14 protein-coding genes are annotated in these 18,351 nt (G+C 74.4%); 9 read left to right on the top strand and 5 right to left on the bottom strand.

Annotation, left to right across the window (positions count from 1 at the left end):
• Nucleotides 1-8: 8 nt before the first annotated feature.
• Nucleotides 9-1,280: a condensation domain-containing protein gene (locus tag ACFV1J_RS16510; protein ID WP_385858588.1), complete on the bottom strand. Its 1,272-nt coding sequence runs from the start codon at nucleotides 1,278-1,280 to the stop codon at nucleotides 9-11.
• Between the two features lie 328 nt (nucleotides 1,281-1,608).
• Here ACFV1J_RS16510 and ACFV1J_RS16505 point away from each other — a divergent pair, with 328 nt between their 5' ends.
• The 5 genes from ACFV1J_RS16505 (at nucleotide 1,609) to ACFV1J_RS16485 (ending at nucleotide 7,374) form a co-directional block, all read left to right on the top strand.
• Nucleotides 1,609-3,228 carry an AMP-binding protein gene (locus ACFV1J_RS16505; protein WP_385858585.1) on the top strand — a complete coding sequence of 540 codons (1,620 nt, stop codon included), beginning with the start codon at nucleotides 1,609-1,611 and terminating at the stop codon, nucleotides 3,226-3,228.
• 23 nt (nucleotides 3,229-3,251) lie between these two features.
• Nucleotides 3,252-4,487, top strand: a complete 1,236-nt coding sequence (locus ACFV1J_RS16500; RefSeq protein ID WP_385858583.1) for an MFS transporter — start codon at nucleotides 3,252-3,254, stop codon at nucleotides 4,485-4,487.
• A 37-nt stretch (nucleotides 4,488-4,524) separates the two neighbouring features.
• Nucleotides 4,525-5,766, top strand: coding sequence for an ATP-grasp domain-containing protein (locus ACFV1J_RS16495; RefSeq protein ID WP_385858580.1), 1,242 nt, complete (start codon nucleotides 4,525-4,527; stop codon nucleotides 5,764-5,766).
• A 102-nt stretch (nucleotides 5,767-5,868) separates the two neighbouring features.
• The gene (locus ACFV1J_RS16490; protein WP_385858578.1) at nucleotides 5,869-6,552 is read left to right on the top strand and encodes a pyridoxamine 5'-phosphate oxidase family protein; all 684 of its coding nucleotides are present in this window, start codon (nucleotides 5,869-5,871) and stop codon (nucleotides 6,550-6,552) included.
• A gap of 21 nt (nucleotides 6,553-6,573) precedes the next feature.
• On the top strand, nucleotides 6,574-7,374 hold the full coding sequence (locus ACFV1J_RS16485; RefSeq protein ID WP_385858576.1) for a uracil-DNA glycosylase: 801 nt from the start codon (nucleotides 6,574-6,576) through the stop codon (nucleotides 7,372-7,374).
• A gap of 16 nt (nucleotides 7,375-7,390) precedes the next feature.
• Here ACFV1J_RS16485 and ACFV1J_RS16480 read toward each other — a convergent pair whose 3' ends face one another.
• Together ACFV1J_RS16480 and ACFV1J_RS16475 are read right to left on the bottom strand one after the other, a co-directional pair.
• Nucleotides 7,391-8,860: a DEAD/DEAH box helicase gene (locus ACFV1J_RS16480; RefSeq protein ID WP_385858574.1), complete on the bottom strand. Its 1,470-nt coding sequence runs from the start codon at nucleotides 8,858-8,860 to the stop codon at nucleotides 7,391-7,393.
• 198 nt (nucleotides 8,861-9,058) lie between these two features.
• Complete coding sequence (locus tag ACFV1J_RS16475) at nucleotides 9,059-9,664, bottom strand: PadR family transcriptional regulator (protein ID WP_385858572.1); 606 nt, start codon at nucleotides 9,662-9,664, stop codon at nucleotides 9,059-9,061.
• Nucleotides 9,665-9,786: 122 nt separating this feature from the next.
• On the opposite strand from ACFV1J_RS16475, the gene ACFV1J_RS16470 reads away from it, so the two are divergent.
• Entirely contained in the window at nucleotides 9,787-11,994 is a 2,208-nt protein-coding gene (locus tag ACFV1J_RS16470) for an FUSC family protein (RefSeq protein ID WP_385858570.1), read from the top strand.
• Between the two features lie 204 nt (nucleotides 11,995-12,198).
• Here the strand turns inward: ACFV1J_RS16470 and ACFV1J_RS16465 are convergent, their stop codons facing one another.
• A complete protein-coding gene (locus tag ACFV1J_RS16465; RefSeq protein ID WP_385858568.1) occupies nucleotides 12,199-13,674 on the bottom strand; it encodes an aminotransferase class I/II-fold pyridoxal phosphate-dependent enzyme in 1,476 nt (491 codons plus the stop codon).
• 3 nt (nucleotides 13,675-13,677) lie between these two features.
• Nucleotides 13,678-14,319 carry a UdgX family uracil-DNA binding protein gene (locus ACFV1J_RS16460; RefSeq protein ID WP_385858811.1) on the bottom strand — a complete coding sequence of 214 codons (642 nt, stop codon included), beginning with the start codon at nucleotides 14,317-14,319 and terminating at the stop codon, nucleotides 13,678-13,680.
• 332 nt (nucleotides 14,320-14,651) lie between these two features.
• On the opposite strand from ACFV1J_RS16460, the gene ACFV1J_RS16455 reads away from it, so the two are divergent.
• The 3 genes from ACFV1J_RS16455 to ACFV1J_RS16445 all read left to right on the top strand — a co-directional run bounded on the left by ACFV1J_RS16455 (nucleotide 14,652) and on the right by ACFV1J_RS16445 (nucleotide 18,223).
• On the top strand, nucleotides 14,652-17,216 hold the full coding sequence (locus ACFV1J_RS16455) for an ATP-dependent Clp protease ATP-binding subunit (protein ID WP_385858566.1): 2,565 nt from the start codon (nucleotides 14,652-14,654) through the stop codon (nucleotides 17,214-17,216).
• Nucleotides 17,217-17,311: 95 nt separating this feature from the next.
• The gene (locus ACFV1J_RS16450; protein WP_385858564.1) at nucleotides 17,312-17,809 is read left to right on the top strand and encodes a DUF6328 family protein; all 498 of its coding nucleotides are present in this window, start codon (nucleotides 17,312-17,314) and stop codon (nucleotides 17,807-17,809) included.
• Nucleotides 17,810-17,872: 63 nt separating this feature from the next.
• Nucleotides 17,873-18,223, top strand: coding sequence for a PRC-barrel domain containing protein (locus ACFV1J_RS16445; protein WP_385858562.1), 351 nt, complete (start codon nucleotides 17,873-17,875; stop codon nucleotides 18,221-18,223).
• Nucleotides 18,224-18,351 lie beyond the last annotated feature (128 nt).

Here is an 18,351-nt window from a genome sequence, read left to right as displayed (position 1 = left end):
GTTCCGCCTCAGGGCCGCCCGGCGGCGGTGAGCAGGCCGTCGTGCAGGTCCCGGAGCAGTGCGGCGCAGTGTTCGCGGCCGAGGTCCTTCGCGGTGAGCCGGATCGCGAGCCCGGCGTCGGTCTCCAGGGCGCGTACGTAACATCGCGGCCCGATGGTGGTGAAGGGTTCCTCCCAGGTGAGGGTCGGTGGGCGGCCGGACCGCGGGTCCGGTGGCGGCGAGGTGTCGAGCGGTGAACCCCCGGGGACGGCCACGTAGTTGAAGGCGCAGGCCGGTTCGGCGGCGTCGGGCATCCCGGCCCGGAGCGCGGCGACCGCGGTGACGTCGTGCATGCCGTGCCGGAAGGCGGTCAGACCGCTCCAGTGCACCGCGTCGGCGAGTGCGACCAGGTCGTCGGTGCGGGCCTGTTCGACGAGCGCGGGGACCCACTGGTTCATCGAGGTGACCACGGTCTTCCAGCGGCCGGCGAACCGGTTGGCGCTCATCAGCTGGACGAGCAGGGTGTCGCTGCCGCAGATGCGGGCGACGCTGCGGACGTAGGCCGCGAGGACGACGCTGGCGACGGAGACCCGGGCGCGTGCGGCGAGGGCGTGCGCGGCCGGGCGGGCGGATGCGGAGTGCAGGGTGGCCTGGACGGTGCCGCCCGCCGCGCCGGTGCGGGGCAGGGCGGCCGGCGGGGCGTGGGAGAGCAGTTGGGCCCAGTGGTCGAGCGCGGCGGCCTGCCGGCGGAGTCCGGCCGGGCCGTACTGGTCGGCGGCGAGGTCGGCGGGGCCGGGCGGGGTGGGGCCGAGGCCGTCGGGGCCGGTGAGCGCCTGCCGGAATTCCTGGTGCAGGAGTTCCTGGGCCCAGGCGTCGGCGGTGATGTGGTGTTTGACGAACAGCAGGTGGGTGGGGGTGCCGTCGCGGGTCAGCAGCCGGGCCCGCCAGCCGTGCTGCCGGCCGAGGTCGAAGGGCTGGTGGGCGAGTTCGGCGGCGCGGCGGTCGGGCGCGGTGCCGTCGTCGGGCACGGAGGGCAGGGTGTCGTCGGTGTCGACATCGGGCGTCAACTGCCGTGGTGCGTCGGCGTCCTGGAGCTCGTAGCGGGTGCGCAGCGAGGGGTGGCGGGCGGTGAGGGCGCGGAGCGCGGTGCGGGCCCGTGCGGCGTCGGTGCCGCGGGGCAGCGGCCAGGCGGCGGCGTTGTTGGGCTCGTGCCGCCGGTGCGCCGGCAGGTCGCGGATGTCGTGCCACACCGATAGCTGGCCGAGCGAGAGCGGTCCGGCCGCGGTCATACGTTCCCCCATTACTGCACTTCCATCATGCGAAAGGTGAATTCCGTGCACGGCTGACGCTGCCACAAGCCGTGGAAGTCTGTCCAGGTTGATCGGGCCGCGAAGGCCGCCAAACGTGACCCACCTCACACACCAACCCGTCCGCGAGCATGAGAACCTGATCACCGCCTCTTCGAAATCCAACTTCCGATATACGGAAGAGCGGGGGGCTTCGACCGCCGTGCCGGGCGCTTCCCGGGGCGCCGCCGCACACCGCCCGCCGGCATCCGACGGCCCGTCACATCAGCGCCGGCAGTTCGCGATTCACCGTTACCGCACACCACGAGGGGTCTTTCGCACCGTGAGTCAGCAGCCGTCCGCCCCCGCCGGTCCGGCCGGGGAATTCCTCCACGACTTCCTGCTCGCCGCCGCCCGGCACACCCCCGACGCGCCCGCCGTGATCGAGTCCCCCCGGCCCGGCACGACCACCGTGACCACCTACGCCCAACTCGGCGCCCTGGTGGACACCTACGCCGACGGCCTCGACGCGCTGGGCATCGAGACCGGCTCGCGGGTGGTTCTGGAGTCCGACACCACCGCCCCGGCCGTCGCGGCGCTCCTCGCCTGCTCCCGGGCCGGCCTCACCTTCGTCCCGGTGAGCCCGGAAACCCCTTGGCAGCGGCTGGAGTTGATCCTCGCCACCGCCCGGCCCGCACTCCACCTCCAGGCCGCGGACGGCACCCGGACCGGCCTCCCGCCGACGACCGGCACCGCCCGTTTCGGACCGGACGGACTGACCGTCGACCGCGCCCCGGCACCCCACCGGCCCCGCCGCCGGGTGCCCTGCGTCACCGACCCCGCGTACATCGTCTTCACCTCCGGCACCACCGGGCGGCCGAAGGGCGTGGTGATGAGCCACCGGGCGGTGACCGCCTTCTACCGGGGCATGCTGGCGCACCGGATCGCCACGCCCGAGGACCGCATCGCCAGCACCTCACCGCTGCAGTTCGACTTCTCACTGCTCAACATCGGCCTGGCGCTGGGCAGCGGCGCCGCCGTCGTGCCGGTCCCGCAGCAACTGGTGCGCTGGCCCCGGCATCTGCTGCGGGTGCTGCGGGAGACCGGCGCCACCCAGGTCAACGGCGTCCCGTCGATCTGGCGGCAGCCGCTGCGGTACGAGCCGGACCGGCTGGCCGCCCTCGACCGGCTGCGTTCGGTCCTGTTCTGCGGCGAGGAGTTCCCGCTGCCCGAACTGCGCCGGCTCCAGGAACTGCTGCCCGCGGCCCGCCTCATCAACTGCTACGGCGCCACCGAGTCGATGGCCTGCTCCTTCGAGGACGTCCCGCGCCCGCTGCCGGACGACGCCGAACGGCTGTCCATCGGGGTCGCCCACCCCGGCGCGGAGATGCTGCTCGTCGACGCGTCGGGGGCGGTCGTCGACCGGCCCGGCGTACCCGGCGAGATCCATCTGCGCAGCCCCGCACTGTTCTCCGGGTACTGGGACGACCCGGAGGCCACCCGCGCCGCACTGGTCCCCGACCCGCTGTGCCCGCAGTCCGGCCAGGTGGTCCTGCGCACCGGCGATCTGGCCGTACGGGGCGAGCACGGCGAGTTCTACTTCTGCGGCCGGACCGACTCCCAGGTGCAGATCAACGGCAACCGCGTCGAACTCGGCGAGGTGGAACGGCGGTTGACGGAGTTCCCGGGCGCCGCCGCGGCGACCGCGCTGGCCCTGCCGCTCCCCGACGGCGGCCTGGAACTCGCCGCGTTCGTCGTCCCCGGCGCCGGCCGGACCCCGCCGGACGCCGGCGCGCTGCGGGAGTTCTGCGCCGAGGCCCTGCCGCCGTACATGGTCCCGCAGCGGATCCAGCTACGGGAGTCGCTGCCCACCACGGCGAACGGCAAGGTCGACCGCGCGGCCCTGGCGGACGCCGCCGCCCGGGCCGCGGCACCGGCCGTGCCCGCCGGCGGCCCGCAGTGACCGACCAGCCGCAGGAGAGCGCAGTGAGCAGGACCGACGCCCCCACCCCGACGCCCGGCGCATCCGCACCCGGCCGGCTGCGCCGTTACGTCCGGGTGCGGGCGGGCGGACTGCCCGGCGCGTTCTGGGTGCTGTGGGGCGGCTCGCTGGTCAACCGCCTGGGCTCGATGGTCAATCCGTTCCTCAGTCTCTATCTGACCGGCGTCCGTGGTGTCCCGCTCGCCGACACCGGGCTGATCCTCGCCGTGGTCGGCATCGGCTCGGTCATCTCCCAGCCGCTGGGCGGCTTCCTCGCCGACCGGTTCGGCCGCCGGGTGGCCCTGACCGGCGGGATGCTGGCGAACGGCGCGACCCTGCTCGCCCTCGGCCACGCCCACGGGCTGACCGTGCTCGTCCTCGCCTGCTTCACGCTCGGCATCACCATCGACCTCTTCCGCCCCGCCGCCCAGGCCCTGGTCGCCGACGCGGTGCCGGCCGCCGACCGCACCCGCGCCTTCGGCCTGCTGCTCTGGGCGGTCAACCTCGGCTTCTCCGTCGCCATGGTGCTGGGCGGTCAGCTCGCCTCCCACGGCTACCGGTTGATCTTCTGGATCGACGCGGGCGCCTGTGCGTTCTTCGGGGTGCTGGTGTGGCTGGCCGTCCCGGAGACCCGCCCGGCCGTCCGGGACCGCACCGCCGGCAGTTACCGCACCGTCCTCGCCGACCGCGCCATGCTGGCCTTCGCCGGGATCATCGTGGTCTACGCGGTCGTCTTCCAGCAGGCGTTCGCCACCCTGCCGCTGGCGATGCGCGGCACCGGCCTGTCCAGCGGCGCGTACGGCCTGGTGATGGGCGTCAACGGCGCCGTCGTGATCGCCTTGCAGCCGCTGATCGGCCACCGGCTGGCCGACGACGACAAGAGCCGGGTGCTGGCCGCCGGGTTCGCCCTGGCGGCCGGCGGCAACGTGGTGGCGGCCACCGCCTCGGCCGCCGTCGGGTACGCGCTGGCGGTCGCGGTGTCCACGGTCGGCGAGATCCTGGTCTTCGCGGTCACCGCCGCGGTCGTCGCCGACCTCGCGCCGGCCCCGCTGCGCGGCCGCTACAACGGTGTGATCGGCATGGCCTGGGGCACCGGCTTCCTGATCGCCCCCGTCATCGGCACCAGGCTGCTCGCCCTCGGCTCCCCCGCCCTCTGGCTGACCTGCGCCGCGCTGTGCCTGCTCGCCGCGGCCGGCCAACTGACCCTGGCACCGGCGCTGCGCCGGCGCGCCACCGGCTGACGGACACCGCCGCTCCGCGCACGGAAGGAACCGCACCGTGAAGAACATCCTGCTGATCGAGCCCGACGTCGCGGCGGGCGAGGACCTGCTGGCCGCGGCCGCCGGGCTGGGCCTGACCGCCTACGCCGCCACCCACGAGGACGTGTACGCGCGCTACCGCCCCGAACTGACGGCACGGATCGCCGCACCGGTCTTCACCGACTTCGCCGACCCCGCGGCCGCCCGCGCCGACTTGGCCGCGTTCTGCCGCGCCCACGACATCGCCGCCGTCGTCCCGTGCTGGGAGTTCCTCACCCCGCTCGCCACCCGGCTCGCCGCGGACCTGGGCCTGCCCGGCCACCGGCCCGAACTCGCCGCCGCCGGCCGCAACAAGCGCCTGATGGCCGAGGCGTTCGCGGCCGGCGGCGTGCCCGCCCCGCGTACGGTCGTGGCACCGGACGCCGCTGCCCTGGCCCGCCGGATCGCGGACGCCGAACTGTCCTTCCCGCTCGTCGTCAAACCGGCGGAGAACGCCGCCTCGATCGGGGTGTCCGTCGTCCGCTCGGCCGATGAACTCCCCGCCGCCGCCCGGCTGGCGCACTCCGAGACGCACAAGGCCTCGCACGGCATCGCCCTGGACCGCACGCTGCTGGCACAGGAGTACGTGCCCGGTGAGGAGTTCAGCGTCGAGACGATCCTGGCCGGCGACGACCTCCACCACCTCGCCGTCACCGAGAAGTTCACCACCGACGGCACCCACCGCGCCGAACTGGGCCACACGGTGCCGGCCGAACTCCCTGGTGACGTCCGGGCGGCCGTCCTCGCGGCCGCCACCGCGGCGTGCACGGCCCTGGGCCTGCGGCACGGCGTCGCGCACACCGAGGTGAAGATCGACCCACGGGGCCGCCCGTACGTCATCGAGGTCGGCGCCCGGCCCCCGGGCGACCACATCATGAAGCTGGTCGAGGAGGCGCTCGGCATCGACATGGCCCGCGCCTGCCTCCAGGCCGCGCTGGGCGAACGCCCCGAGGTGACGCCGCGCCGGGCGGCGGCCGCCGCGATCCGCTTCCTCACCGCGCCCGAAGCCGGCACGCTGCGCTGGGTCGGTCCGCTCCCCCGGGGCGAGCACATCGTCGCCACCGCCCTGTCGAAGCTGCCCGGCGACGACGTCGGCGACCCGCACGACAACCTCGGCCGGATCGGCCGGATCCTGCTCCGGGCCGACACCGCCACCGAGGTCAACAAGGCGGCGGCCGCGGCACTGGAGTCCGTCACGGTGGAGCTGGCGACCCGCTGGTGACCCATCTCGACGATCCACCGAATCCGTTGCACCTAATTCCCTGGACAACGAATTCCGCGGCAAGATACACAAGAGGCCATGGAATCAGGAGCAGATGTCCCCGTGGCAGCCCCACCCGGCCCCGGTCTGTCGCAGACCGCGCGCACCCGCCACCGCCGGCTGCGCGCGCAGGGCCGCACCGACCGCGCGGCGCTCGACGCCGTCCTGGCCGGGGGCTTCCTCTGCCACCTCGGCGTGCTGGTGGACGGCACCCCGCTGGTCGTCCCCACCGTCTACGGCTCGGACGGCAGCACGCTCTACCTCCACGGCTCGGTCGCCAGCCGCAGCCTGATCGCCGCTCCCGGGGCCGAGGTCTGCGTCACCGTCACCCATGTCGACGGCCTGGTGCTGGCCCGTTCCGTCTTCGAGCACGGCGTCAACTACCGCAGCGCGATGGTGTTCGGCACCCCGCGCCCGGTCACCGACCCCGAGGAGAAGCTCGCCGGACTGCGCTGTCTGACCGAGCAGGCCGCACCGGGCCAGTGGGACTACGCCCGCCGCCCGAGCCGCAAGGAACTCGCCGCGACCACGCTGCTGGCGCTCTCCCTCGACGAGGCGTCCGTGAAGGTCCGTACCGGACCGCCGGACGACGGCGACGGCCCGGACGCCGCGCTCGGCCTGTGGGCCGGCGTACTGCCGCTGCACACCACCTGGGGCGCGCCGGAGGCCGACCCGCTGCTGCCCGCCGGCACCACCCCGCCCCCGCACCTCACCGAACGGGCCGCCGGAGCGACCCGCGACGGGTGACGGGTCGCTTAGCGTGGAGGGATGGACGAGACGGGACCGGCCGGACCGCCGCCGGACACCGACGAGACGCGCTTCCCCGCCCACCAGGCGGCACGGTGCGGCGGGCTGGCCGAACTGGACGGCCAGATCGCCCGCTGCCGGGCCTGCCCCCGGCTGGTGGCCTGGCGCGAGCAGGTCGCCGCGCACCCCCGTGCGGCGTTCCGGGACTGGGAGTACTGGGGACGGCCGGTCCCCGGATTCGGGCCCCAGGACGCCGCCTTGGCGGTCGTCGGCCTGGCACCGGCCGCACACGGCGGCAACCGCACCGGCCGGATGTTCACCGGGGACGCCTCGGGTGACTTCCTGTTCGCCGCGCTCCACGCGGTGGGCCTCGCCTCCCGGCCCACCGCCACGCACCGGGACGACGGCCTGGAGCTGTACGGGGTGCGGGTGACCGCGCCGGTGCACTGCGCCCCGCCGGAGAACAAGCCGACCCCCGCCGAGCGGCAGACCTGCCGGCCCTGGCTGGCCGCCGAACTGGAGCTGCTCTCCCCGCAGTTGCGGGCGGTCGTGGCGCTCGGGGCGTTCAGCTGGCAGGCACTGCTGCCGGTGCTCGGTGAGGCGGGCTGGCCGATCCCCCGTCCGCGCCCCGCGTTCGGCCACGGCGCCCGGCTGACCCTGCCCGCCACCGGCCGGCGCCCGGGACTCCAGGTCCTGGGGAGCTACCACCCCAGCCAGCGCAACACCTTCACCGGCAAGCTCACCTTCGACATGTTCGTCGAACTGCTCACCCACGCCGCCGAACTGGCGGGACTGCCCCGCTCCTCGCCCCGGCGGCCATGACGACCGTGCGGCGCGGCTACTGCGCGACCGGACGGCGGCCGCCGCGGCCGCGGCCCCGGCGCGGCGGACGGCCCGCACGGGACCGGGTGCGGGCGGCCGGCGCCTTGGCGGCCGTGGCCTGTGCCGGTACCTCGATGGTGACCGCGACACCGGACGGCTCGCGCGCGCCCGTGATGCGGGCCAGCTCCTCGTCGCTGGACTTGAGCCGGGTGGTCGCCGGGGTGATGCCGGCGTCCCGCATCAGCCGGGTCATCTCGCGCTTCTGGTCGGGCAGCACCAGCGTGACCACCCGGCCGGACTCACCGGCCCGGGCGGTGCGGCCGCCGCGGTGCAGATAGTCCTTGTGGTCGGCCGGCGGATCGACGTTGACGACCAGGTCGAGCGCGTCGACGTGGATGCCGCGGGCCGCGACGTTGGTCGCCACCAGCGCGCTGACCTGGCCGTTCTTGAACTGCTCCAGCGTGCGGTTGCGCTGCGGCTGGGTGCGGCCGCCGTGCAGCGCCGCCGCGCGCACGCCGTTCGCCAGCAGCCGCTTGGCGAAGCGGTCCGCGGCGCGCTTGGTGTCCACGAAGAGGATCACCCGGCCGTCGCGGGCCGCGATCCGCAGCGCGACGGCCTTCTTGTCGGTCTCGTCCGCGAGGTGCAGCACATGGTGTTCCATCGTGGCGACGGCGCCCGCCGACGGGTCGACGGAGTGCACGACCGGGTCGGTCAGGAACTGCCGGACGAGCCGGTCCACGTTCCGGTCGAGGGTGGCCGAGAACAGCATCCGCTGCCCGCCCGGCTCGACCTGTGCGAGGAGCGCCGTGACCTGCGGCAGGAAGCCCATGTCGGCCATCTGGTCGGCCTCGTCGAGGACGCTCAGGCGCACCTGCCCGAGCTCGCAGTCGCCGCGCTCGATGAGGTCCTTCAGCCGCCCGGGGGTGGCGACCAGCACCTCGGCGCCGCGGCGCAGCGCGGCGGCCTGCTTGGTGATCGACATACCGCCCACCACGGTGGCGACGCGCAGCTGCACGGAAGTCGCGTACGGCAGCAGTGCGTCGGTGACCTGCTGGGCGAGTTCGCGGGTGGGCACCAGGACCAGGGCGAGCGGTGCGCGCGGGGCGGCCCGCAGCCCGGCGGTGCGGGCCAGCAGCGACAGTCCGAAGGCGAGCGTCTTGCCGGAGCCGGTGCGGCCGCGGCCGAGGAGGTCACGGCCGGCGAGCGAGTTGGGCAGGGTCGCGGCCTGGATGGGGAACGGCTCGGTCACGCCCTGTGCGGTGAGGGTCTTCTGCAGGGCCGCCGGCAGGTCCAGCTCCGCGAACGACGTGACGGCGGGCAGCGCGGGGACCACCGGGTCCGGCACGGTGAAGTCCCGCGGCGGGGTGGCCTTACGGGCCGGCGCCGCCTTGCCCGCTGCCTTGCCCGGGGAGTTCCTGCGCCGGGGGTTTCCTGATCCGGCCGGCCGGGGTGTACCGGTGCGCTGCTGGCGTGCGGGGCGAGCCAATGGGGTTCCTTTCCAGGGCCTGGGACAGTACGGGCCCTGGGCCGACGAGCCCCGTCCGGAAAAGGCGTGAACCGGCCGGAAAACAGTAAGTGCGCCTGCGGACCATTCCCGTCAGGCGCACATCATGATCATGGGTACCGAACTGCAACCCTGGAACTCTAGCACGCCGGCCGCGCAGGGCCGTTCGCCCGGCCGCGCCTACCGGCGCCCGCGGTCCCGTTCCGCCAGGTCGGCCAGCATCGCGTCGGCCAGGTCGCGCTCGGCGGCGTAGAACCGCTCGGACCACTTCAGCACCAGCGCCGGGCCGGACCGGGCCGCCTCGTCGGCGGCGGCCGCCGCGTCGGCCTCGGCGCGCTGCCGCATCGTCTCGGCGAACTCCCGGTGCCGGCCCAGGACTTCGCGCATCCGGTCGTCCTCCAGCAGATGGCCGAGCCACAGCCGCAGCATCACCCCGTGCTTGAGGACCGGGGGTTCCACCGGCGCCTCGCGGGCCCACCGGCGGACCGCCGTCATCCCCTCGTCGGTGATCACGTAGACCCGCTTGTCGCGGTGGCCGGTCTCCTGGGCGACCGTCCGGGAGCTGACGTAACCGGCCTTCTCCAGGCGCTTGAGCTCGCCGTAGATCTGGCTGAAGGACGGGCTCCAGTAGAAGAAGCGCAGCGACCGGTCCGACCACTTCTTCAGGTCGTAGCCGGACAGCTCCTCGCCGAAGGAGAGCAGTCCGAGCACCGCCCAGCCGGTGGCCGGCAGCTCCGGCCGCGGCGCGTCGCCGGCGTCCGCCCCGTCCGGCTTCTTCTCCGTCACGTTCCGCAGTCTACGGTCCGGCGCCGCCACGGCCCCGCCGGGAAAACGCCAACTCCCTTGCCCCGAAGCCCCCGGCCGCGGTGCGCGCTGCGGACCGCGGCCGGTCGGCCAATAGTGGAAAGGTGAGCATCCAGGGCCTGCGCGGGAACCGCTCGGTGGTCGGCAACGCGGTCCGTGTGACCGCCGCGGCCTGCGTCGGCTTCTACCTCAGCCGCTACGCGCTGGGCCTGACCGTCATGGCGGTGTACGCGGCCTTCACCGCGGTGTCGCTGGGCGCGCTCGCCCGCATCCCCGGGTCCGGGCGGCAGCGCGCCGCGACCGTGCTGACCGCGGTCCCGGCCGGTCTGCTGCTGCTCACCCTGGGCACCCTGCTGGCCGTACGGACCTGGGCCGCGGTCCTCGGCATGCTCGTCGTCGGCTTCGTGATCGCGTACGCGGGGACCACCGGCCCGCGGATCGCCGGAGCCGCCCCCGGTATGCAGCTGCTCTACATCCTGCCGTGCTTCCCGCCCTACGCCCCGCAGATGCTGGGCCAGCGGCTGGCCGGTTTCCTGCTGGGCGCGGCCCTGCTGGTGGCCGCCCAGCGGTTCCTGCTGCCCGAACCGGACACCCCGCCGTTCCGCCGGCTGCTGGCCGGGGCCGCCGACGCGGCCGCGGACCTCGCCGAGCTGCTGGGCGCGCCGGCTCCCGGCCCGCTGCTCGCCCGGGCGCGGGCCGCCGCCGATGCGCTGCGGCCGTCCCGTGTCCCGCCGGCCGATGTGCCCGCCTCCCCCACCGTCGCCCACAAGGCCATGGGGCACGCCGCCGAGGCGGCCCGCACCCTGCTGGCCCGGCTCGACGCCCTGCACACCGCCGAGGGCGCGCACCGTGCCTACCGGCCCGAGACGGTCGCCCTGCTGACCGGCATCGGCGAGGCCGCCCGCGGTGCCGCGCGGGCGCTCGGCGACGGCCGCCGGCTGCGGCCCGGTCAGGGCCCGTCGGCCGCGGAACTGGAGCGTGAGCTGGGGCCCGTGCGCACCCACCAGGCCCTGGACACCCTGGAGCGGCTGGACGCGGACGACCGGCTGGTCTATCTGCGCCGCCGGTCGCTGGTGGTGCAGGCCGCGGACGCCACCGTCGTCCTGGTGCTGGCCACCCGGCTGCTGTGCGGCGACCGCAGTGTCGACCGGGACACCGCCGGGCACGCCTTCGGCTACGCCCGGGCGCACGCCCCCCAGCTGTGGTGGCTGCGGCTGACCAGCCATCTCACCCCGCGCTCGGTGATCTTCCAGAACGCCTGCCGGTTCGCGCTCGGCCTGGCCGCGGCCCGGGCGGTCGCCGGGGTGCTCGACCTCCAGCACGGCTTCTGGGTGCTGCTGGCGACCCTGACGCTCACCCGGACGACGAGCCTGGAGACCCGCTCCGCGGTCCGTCAGGCGCTGCTGGGCACGCTGGCCGGCGCGCTGCTGGCCGGCGGACTGCTGGCGCTGGTCGCCGACCGGGCGGTGGTGTACGCGGTCCTGCTGCCGCCGGTGATGCTGCTGGCGTTCGCGCTGGGGCCGCTGCGCGGGCTGGCGTGGGCGCAGGGCGGGTTCACGCTGGTCGTCGCCACGCTGTTCGCGCAGGTCTCCCGGGTCACCTGGCACCTCGCCCCGGTCCGGCTGGCGGACGTGCTGGCGGGCAGCGTCATCGGGCTGGTCTGTGGTCTGGTGGCCTGGCCGCGGGGTGCGGGGAGCGAGGTGCGGCGCAGCATGGCGGCGCTGTGCGCGGCGGTCGCGGAGTCCATCGGACGCACCGCCGCCCGCGTCGTGGACCGTCCGGAGGCCGGCGCGACCGGCGACCTCGGCGGCCGGGCGGTGGCGTCGGGCGGGCCGGGCGCCGCGGGGCGCGACACCGAAACGGACATCGGGGAGATCAACCGTGCGCTGGCGCTGGCGCGGGAGAGCCTGGCCCAGTTCCAGTGCGAGCCGCGCGAGCACACCGCCCGGCAGCCGGACTGGCCCGTGGTGCTGGTCGCCGCGGCGGACGCCCGGCGCGGCGAACGGCTGCTGCCCGGCCGCCCGGGCCGGATCATCCACCGGGAGACCGGGGACTGGCTGCGGCGGGCGGCGGACGACACCGCGGCCGGCTACCGGACGCTCGCCCGGCGGCTGGCCGCCGACCACACCGCACCGCCGGACCGCGGCCCGCCGCCGCTGGACGTCCGCGGCCTGCTGGCGGTCGTCCAGCGGATCCCCCCGGACAGCCCGGACCGGGAGGCCCGGGCGCTCGCCGCGGCACTGCTGCTGGACTCGGTCATCTGGCTGGACGCGCTCACCACCGACCTGACCCGCATCGAGGAGGAGATCTGACGCGGGTCCGGCCCGGGGAATCAGGGCCCGTTCAGCGGCACCGGGTCGGCAGCCGTTCCCCTCGGCGGGCGTCCCGATGACCCGGCTGCCGCCCGGCGGTCCGCTGCCCGGGCACGGCCGGGGGACGGAGGTGCTGGGCGGGCTCGTGGGCGCCTGGGGCTACGACCGGACCCGCCGGGGCGCGCGGGTGTGGTGCCGGATCGGTCAGTCGGCGGGCGCGGCCAGCACGCGGACCGTGCCGAGCCCGGGGTCGGTGGCGTCGGGCAGGTTCATGCCCGCCTCGACGCCGGAGCACAGATAGCGCAGGACGGGTTCGGTGAGCCGCTCACCGGGCAGGACGGCCGGGATTCCGGGCGGGTACGGAGTGATCATCTCGGCCGCGATCCGGCCCACCGCGTCCTGCGGCGGGATGTCCTCGATGTCGCCGAAGAAGGCGTCCCGCGGCAGACAGGCCTGTTCCATGCGCAGCCCGTCCGGCGGCGGCACCTCGACCGTGGGCGCGGGCCGCAGCGCGGCCGCCGCGTGGGCGAGGTCCTTGAGGGCGGTCAGCAGTGCCCCGGCGGTCCCGGCGTCGTCGGCGTGGGTGAGCTGGGTGGAGATCCGGCGGTGGTCGGCGAGGTGCGCGTCGAGGTGCCGGTGTTCGCGCAGCCAGTCCGCCGCGCGGTAGCCGGTCGTGCCCAGGCCGCTGACGTCGATGACGACGGGCAGCGGGTCGAAGTCGTCGGCGAGGCCGCGGCCGCACAGGTCCGCGCGGTCGTTGACGTGCAGTCCGTCGATCGCCTCGACGGCGGTGCGGACCTCGGCGGCCAGGTCCAGGGCCCCGCCCAGCAGTTCCCGGCCGTGCAGCGCCATCTGCCGGCGCCAGCCGTCCAGCCCGGCGAGGATCAGCACCGACGGGCTGGTGGTGCCCAGCAGATCGGCCGTGGTCTTGAGCTTGGCCGGGTCGAGCAGACCGCCCTGGAGGTGGAAGACCGAGCCCTGTTCCAGGCCGCTGCCCATCTTGTGGATGCTGGTGACGCAGACGTCGGCCCCGGCGTCCATCGCCCACGACGGCAGGTCGGGGTGGAACGGCAGATGGGCGCCCCACGCCTCGTCCACGATCAGCGGGCGGGACCGGCGGTGGCAGACGTCGGCGAGGGCCCGCAGGTCGGTGCAGGTGCCGTACGGGGTGGGGCTGGTGACCAGCGCCCCGCGGGCGTCGGGATGGGCGGCGAAGGCCTGCTCGAACTCCGTTGCCGACGGGGCGTGGGCGAGGTGGCGCCCGGCGTCCCACCGGGGCTCCACCCACACCGGCCGGATCCCGGACAGGATCAGCCCGGACACCACGGACTTGTGGGCGTCCCGGCCGATCAGCAGTTTCTCGTGCGGGCCGGCGACGGCCAGCATCGCGGCCTTCACCGACAGGGAACTGCCGCAGGTCGAGAAGAAGGTGTGGTCGGCGTGGACCGCGTCGGCCATCAGCCGCTCGGCGCGCTCCAGCACCTCTCCCCGGGTGCGCCGGTCGTCGAGCCCTCCGGAGGCCAGGACGTCGCCGAGGAAGACGGCATCGCCGAGCACCGCCCGTACGTCCGGGTCGGCGCCGCGGGCCTGTTTGTGGCCGGGCGGGGTGAAGGGCACCCGGCCCTTGGTGTGGTAGTCGGCGAGGGCCTGCAGTACGGGTGCGCTGGTGTGGTCCGCCATGGCCTACTCCAGCAGCCCGGCCACCACGCGCAGGTCCGAGACCAGGCCGGCATAGGCCTCGGCGCGGTCGTCGGAGCGCAGGACCGACGAGGGGTGGACGGTGGCCACCACCAGTCCGCGCTCGCTCTCGATCGGTGCGCCCCGCTCCTTCGTCACCCTGAACGAGGAGCCGAGGAGGGTCTTGGCCGCTGTGGCGCCGAGCACCACGATCACCTCCGGGTCGAGTTGGGCCAGTTCGGCGTTGAGCCAGGGGCGGCAGGCGGTCAGCTCCCGCAGGCTCGGGGCCTTGTGGATGCGGCGTTTGCCGCGGGCGGCCACGGTGAACTTGAAGTGCTTGACGGCGTTGGTGAAGTACGCCTGGCGCTCGTCGATCCCCACGTCGTTCATCGCCTTGCGCAGCAGCCGTCCGGCCGGGCCGACGAACGGTTCGCCCTGCCGGTCCTCCTGGTCACCGGGCTGCTCGCCGACGAACACCGCCCGTGCCGAGGCGCTGCCCGCGCCGAAGACCGTCTGGGTCGCGTCGCGGAAGAGCGGGCAGCCTTGGCAGTCGGCGGCGGCCCGCCGCAGCGCCGCCAGGCCGTCGCGGGCCGGCAGGTACGGCGTGGCGTCGTACCCCTCCCCCGCCTCCGTGCGCTCCTCCACCAGCGGCACCGCCTTCCGGGTCGTGCGGCCGCCGCGCTTCCGGCGGCCCACGCAGACGGGTTCCCGGACCGGGCCGCGGTTAACGCCCGGGCGGCGGTTTTGCACCGGATGCCCGGCGGCCGGCGAGCGCCCGCCCCGGGTGCGGATGGCCCTGCCGGAACCGATCCTGAAGCAGTGGAGCGGCATGGGACGTGTGACCTCCCGCCGCTCGGGCACCCGCCGGGGCAGGAGCCCGAGGGCGACCGCAGCGGGCCCGGTCCCCGGGGCCGGGCCCAGGAACGAACCCGACCAAGGCAGCGTGTCGCGGTACGGCCGTGACAGCGGAACGGACACACATGAGCAATGGATTCATGGGTCCGGAGGGTTACGGCCCGGACCCGTTCGGTGAATTCCTCGCGCGCTTCTTCGGCAGCGCCGCGAAGTCGGGAAACGGCGGGACGGGGCGGTCGCTGCCCCGGCAGGCGGACATCGCGCGCCTGATGAGCGGCCCCGCCCGGGACCTGGTCACCTCCGCCGCCGCGTACGCCGCCGAGCACGGCAGCACCGAGCTCGGCACCGAGCACCTGCTGCGGGCGGCGCTGTCCGCGGAGCCGACCCGGAGCCTGCTGCAGCAGTCGGGGGCGGACCCGGACGCGCTGGCGGCGGAGATCGACCGGAGCGCCGGCAGCGGGCCGCGGCAGTCCAGCGTGGCGGTGACCCCGGCGGTGAAGCGGGCCCTGCTGGGCGCGCACGACCTGGCGCGGGACCACGGCGCGTCGTACATCGGCCCGGAGCACGTGCTGGACGCGCTGGCCGCCAATCCGGACTCGGCGGCGGGCCGGATCCTCAACCTCGCCCACTTCGACCCCAATGCCGCCGCCCAGGGCGGTCACGGCCCCTCCTCGCACCACTCCGGGGGCGAGCACGGCGCCGCGCCCAAGCACGACACACCGACCCTCGACAAGTACAGCCGCGATCTGACCGATCTCGCCCGGGCCGGCCGGATCGATCCGGTGATCGGCCGCGAGGAGCAGATCGAGCAGACCATCGAGGTGCTCTGCCGCCGGGGGAAGAACAATCCGGTGCTGGTGGGCGACGCCGGCGTGGGGAAGACCGCGATCGTCGAGGGGCTGGCCCAGCGGCTGGCCGACGACGATGTGCCGGACATCCTGGCGGGCCGCCGGGTGGTCGCCCTGGACCTGACCTCCGTGGTGGCCGGTACCCGTTACCGCGGTGACTTCGAGGAGCGGATGAACGGGATCATGGAGGAGGTCCGGGCCCATCCGAACTCGCTGATCGTCTTCATCGACGAGCTGCACACGGTCGTCGGGGCCGGCGGCGGCAGCGGCGACGGCGGTTCGCTGGAGGCGAGCAACATGCTCAAGCCCGCCCTGGCCCGCGGCGAGCTGCACGTCATCGGCGCCACGACGCTGGAGGAGTACCGGCGGTACATCGAGAAGGACGCCGCGCTGGCCCGCCGCTTCCAGCCGATCCTGGTGCCCGAGCCGACGGTCGAGGACACGGTGGCGATCCTGCGCGGACTGCAGGACCGCTACGAGGCCCACCACCAGGTGCGTTACACCCCCGAGGCGCTGCTCGCCGCGGTCGAACTCTCCGACCGCTACATCACCCAGCGCTTCCTGCCCGACAAGGCCATCGACCTGCTCGACCAGGCCGGTGCGCGGGTGCGGCTGCGCTCGGGCACCAAGACCACCGACGTGCGGGCGCTGGAGCGCGAGGTGGAGCAACTGGCGGTGGACAAGGACCAGGCGGTGGCGTCGGAGCAGTACGAGCGGGCGACCGAACTGCGGGACCGGCTCGCGGAGCTGACCGCGCGGATCGAGGCTGCCCAGGGATCGGCGCCGAGCGGGGACGGCCGGATCGTGTCGGTCACCGGCGAGGACATCGCCGAGATCGTGTCGCGGCAGACCGGTGTGCCGGTGAGCAGCCTGACCCAGGAGGAGAAGGACCGGCTGCTGGGGCTGGAGGACCGGCTGCACACCCGGGTGATCGGGCAGGACGACGCCGTCACGGCGGTCTCCGAGGCGATCCTGCGGTCGCGGGCCGGGCTCTCCGACCCGAACCGCCCGATCGGCAGTTTCCTCTTCCTCGGCCCCACCGGGGTGGGCAAGACGGAGCTGGCCCGGGCGCTCGCCGAGGCGCTGTTCGGCAGCGAGGACCGCATGGTGCGGCTGGACATGAGCGAGTATCAGGAGCGGCACACGGTCAGCCGGCTGGTGGGTGCGCCGCCCGGATACGTCGGCCACGAGGACGCCGGCCAGCTGACCGAGGCGGTGCGGCTGCACCCGTACGCGCTGCTGCTGCTCGACGAGGTGGAGAAGGCCCACCCGGACGTCTTCAACATGCTGCTGCAGGTGCTCGACGACGGGCATCTGACGGACTCCCAGGGCCGCACCGTCGACTTCAAGAACACCGTCATCGTGATGACCAGCAACCTGGGTTCGGAGGCGCTCAGCGGCGGGCGCGGGGTGCTGGGCTTCGGCCCGGACGTCTCGGGGCCGGAGGCCGGTGACGGGGCCCGGGAGCGGGCGCTGGCCAGTCTGCGCGAGCACTTCCGCCCGGAGTTCCTCAACCGGCTCGACGAGATCATCGTCTTCCGCCGGCTCACCGACGAGCAGCTGCGGCAGATCACCGGCCTGCTGCTGGAGGGCACCCGGCGCCGGCTGCACGCCCAGGACATCGCCGTGCACTTCAGTCCCAAGGCCGTGGACTGGCTCACCCACCGCGGCCACCAGCCCGAGTACGGGGCGCGGCCGCTGCGGCGCACGATCCAGCGCGAGGTCGACAACGCGCTGTCGCGGCTGCTGCTGGACGGTGCGCTGTCCGCGGGCGACGAGGTGCATGTGGAGGTGGCGGACAACGAGCTGACGTTCCGCATCAACCAGCCCGAGAGGACGTAGCGAACCCGGGCAGAAGCAGAAGCAGAAGAAGCAGCCTTCGGGCAGCTTGCGGACAGCCTTCGCCACGGGCGGACGGACGAGGAGTGGGAGGACCGGTGGGACCGCTGGGGCCGCGTCAGACGTCGTCGGGCCGCAACGAGTCGCCCGAGGAACGGGCCGACCGGCGGTGGATCGAGCTGCTCCAGGAGGTGCGGGTCGTCCAGACCGGGGTGCAGATCCTCTTCGGCTTCCTGCTCACCGTGGCCTTCACCCCGCGGTTCCCCACGCTCAGCCACACCGACCAGCTCATCTATGTGGTGACGGTGCTGCTGGGCGCGGCCACCACGGGCGCGCTGATCGGCACGGTGACGTTCCACCGGCTGGTCACCGGTCACCGCCTCAAACCGGAGACGGTGGTGTGGGCGTCACGGCTGGCGCTGATCGGCATCGTGATGCTGCTGGCGACGGTCGCCTCAGCGCTGCTGCTGATCCTGCGGATCGCGATGCACGACACGTACGTGCCCTGGATCGTGGTGGGGATGGTCGTCTGGTTCGCGCTGTGCTGGTTCGCGCTGCCGGCGTGGGCCCTGCACCGGTATTCGTCGAAGGACTGAAGCCGTCGTCCCGGGCCGCCGGGGGCATGATGGTCACAGAGGCAGGCGGCGGGGAGGTTTTCCGTGACGCAGAACATCTGGGGTTACCAGGACAGCGTGGGGTACGTGTCGGGGACCGATCTCACCGGTTTCGCGGTCGAGGCGATCGACGGCACCGTCGGGACGGTCGACGAGCACTCGGACGAGGCCGGGGCCAGCTATCTGGTCGTCGACACCGGAGTGTGGATCTTCGGCCGGGAGATCCTGCTGCCGGCCGGGCTCATCTCCTCGATCGACCTGGACCGCAGCACGATCTACCTGGCGTGCACGAAGAAGGACATCGAGGACGCCCCCGAGTTCGAGCGGGAGAAGCACATCGGGGACGACGACTACCACCGGATGCTCGCCGGCCACTACGGCGCTCCGCACACCTGACCGTTCCGGCGGGCGGACGCCGACGGGCGCGGGCGGGGGGCCCGCGCCGGGGGCGCGCCCGCCCCCCCGGGCGCCGCCGCCGGCCCCGAAGAAGCCGGGAGAAAAAAAAAAAAAAACACGCACCCAGA

The sequence above is a fragment of the Streptomyces sp. NPDC059649 genome, from assembly GCF_042734445.1.
Lineage (GTDB): Bacteria > Actinomycetota > Actinomycetes > Streptomycetales > Streptomycetaceae > Streptomyces.
This window is presented reverse-complemented; position numbering and strand designations above follow the sequence as displayed.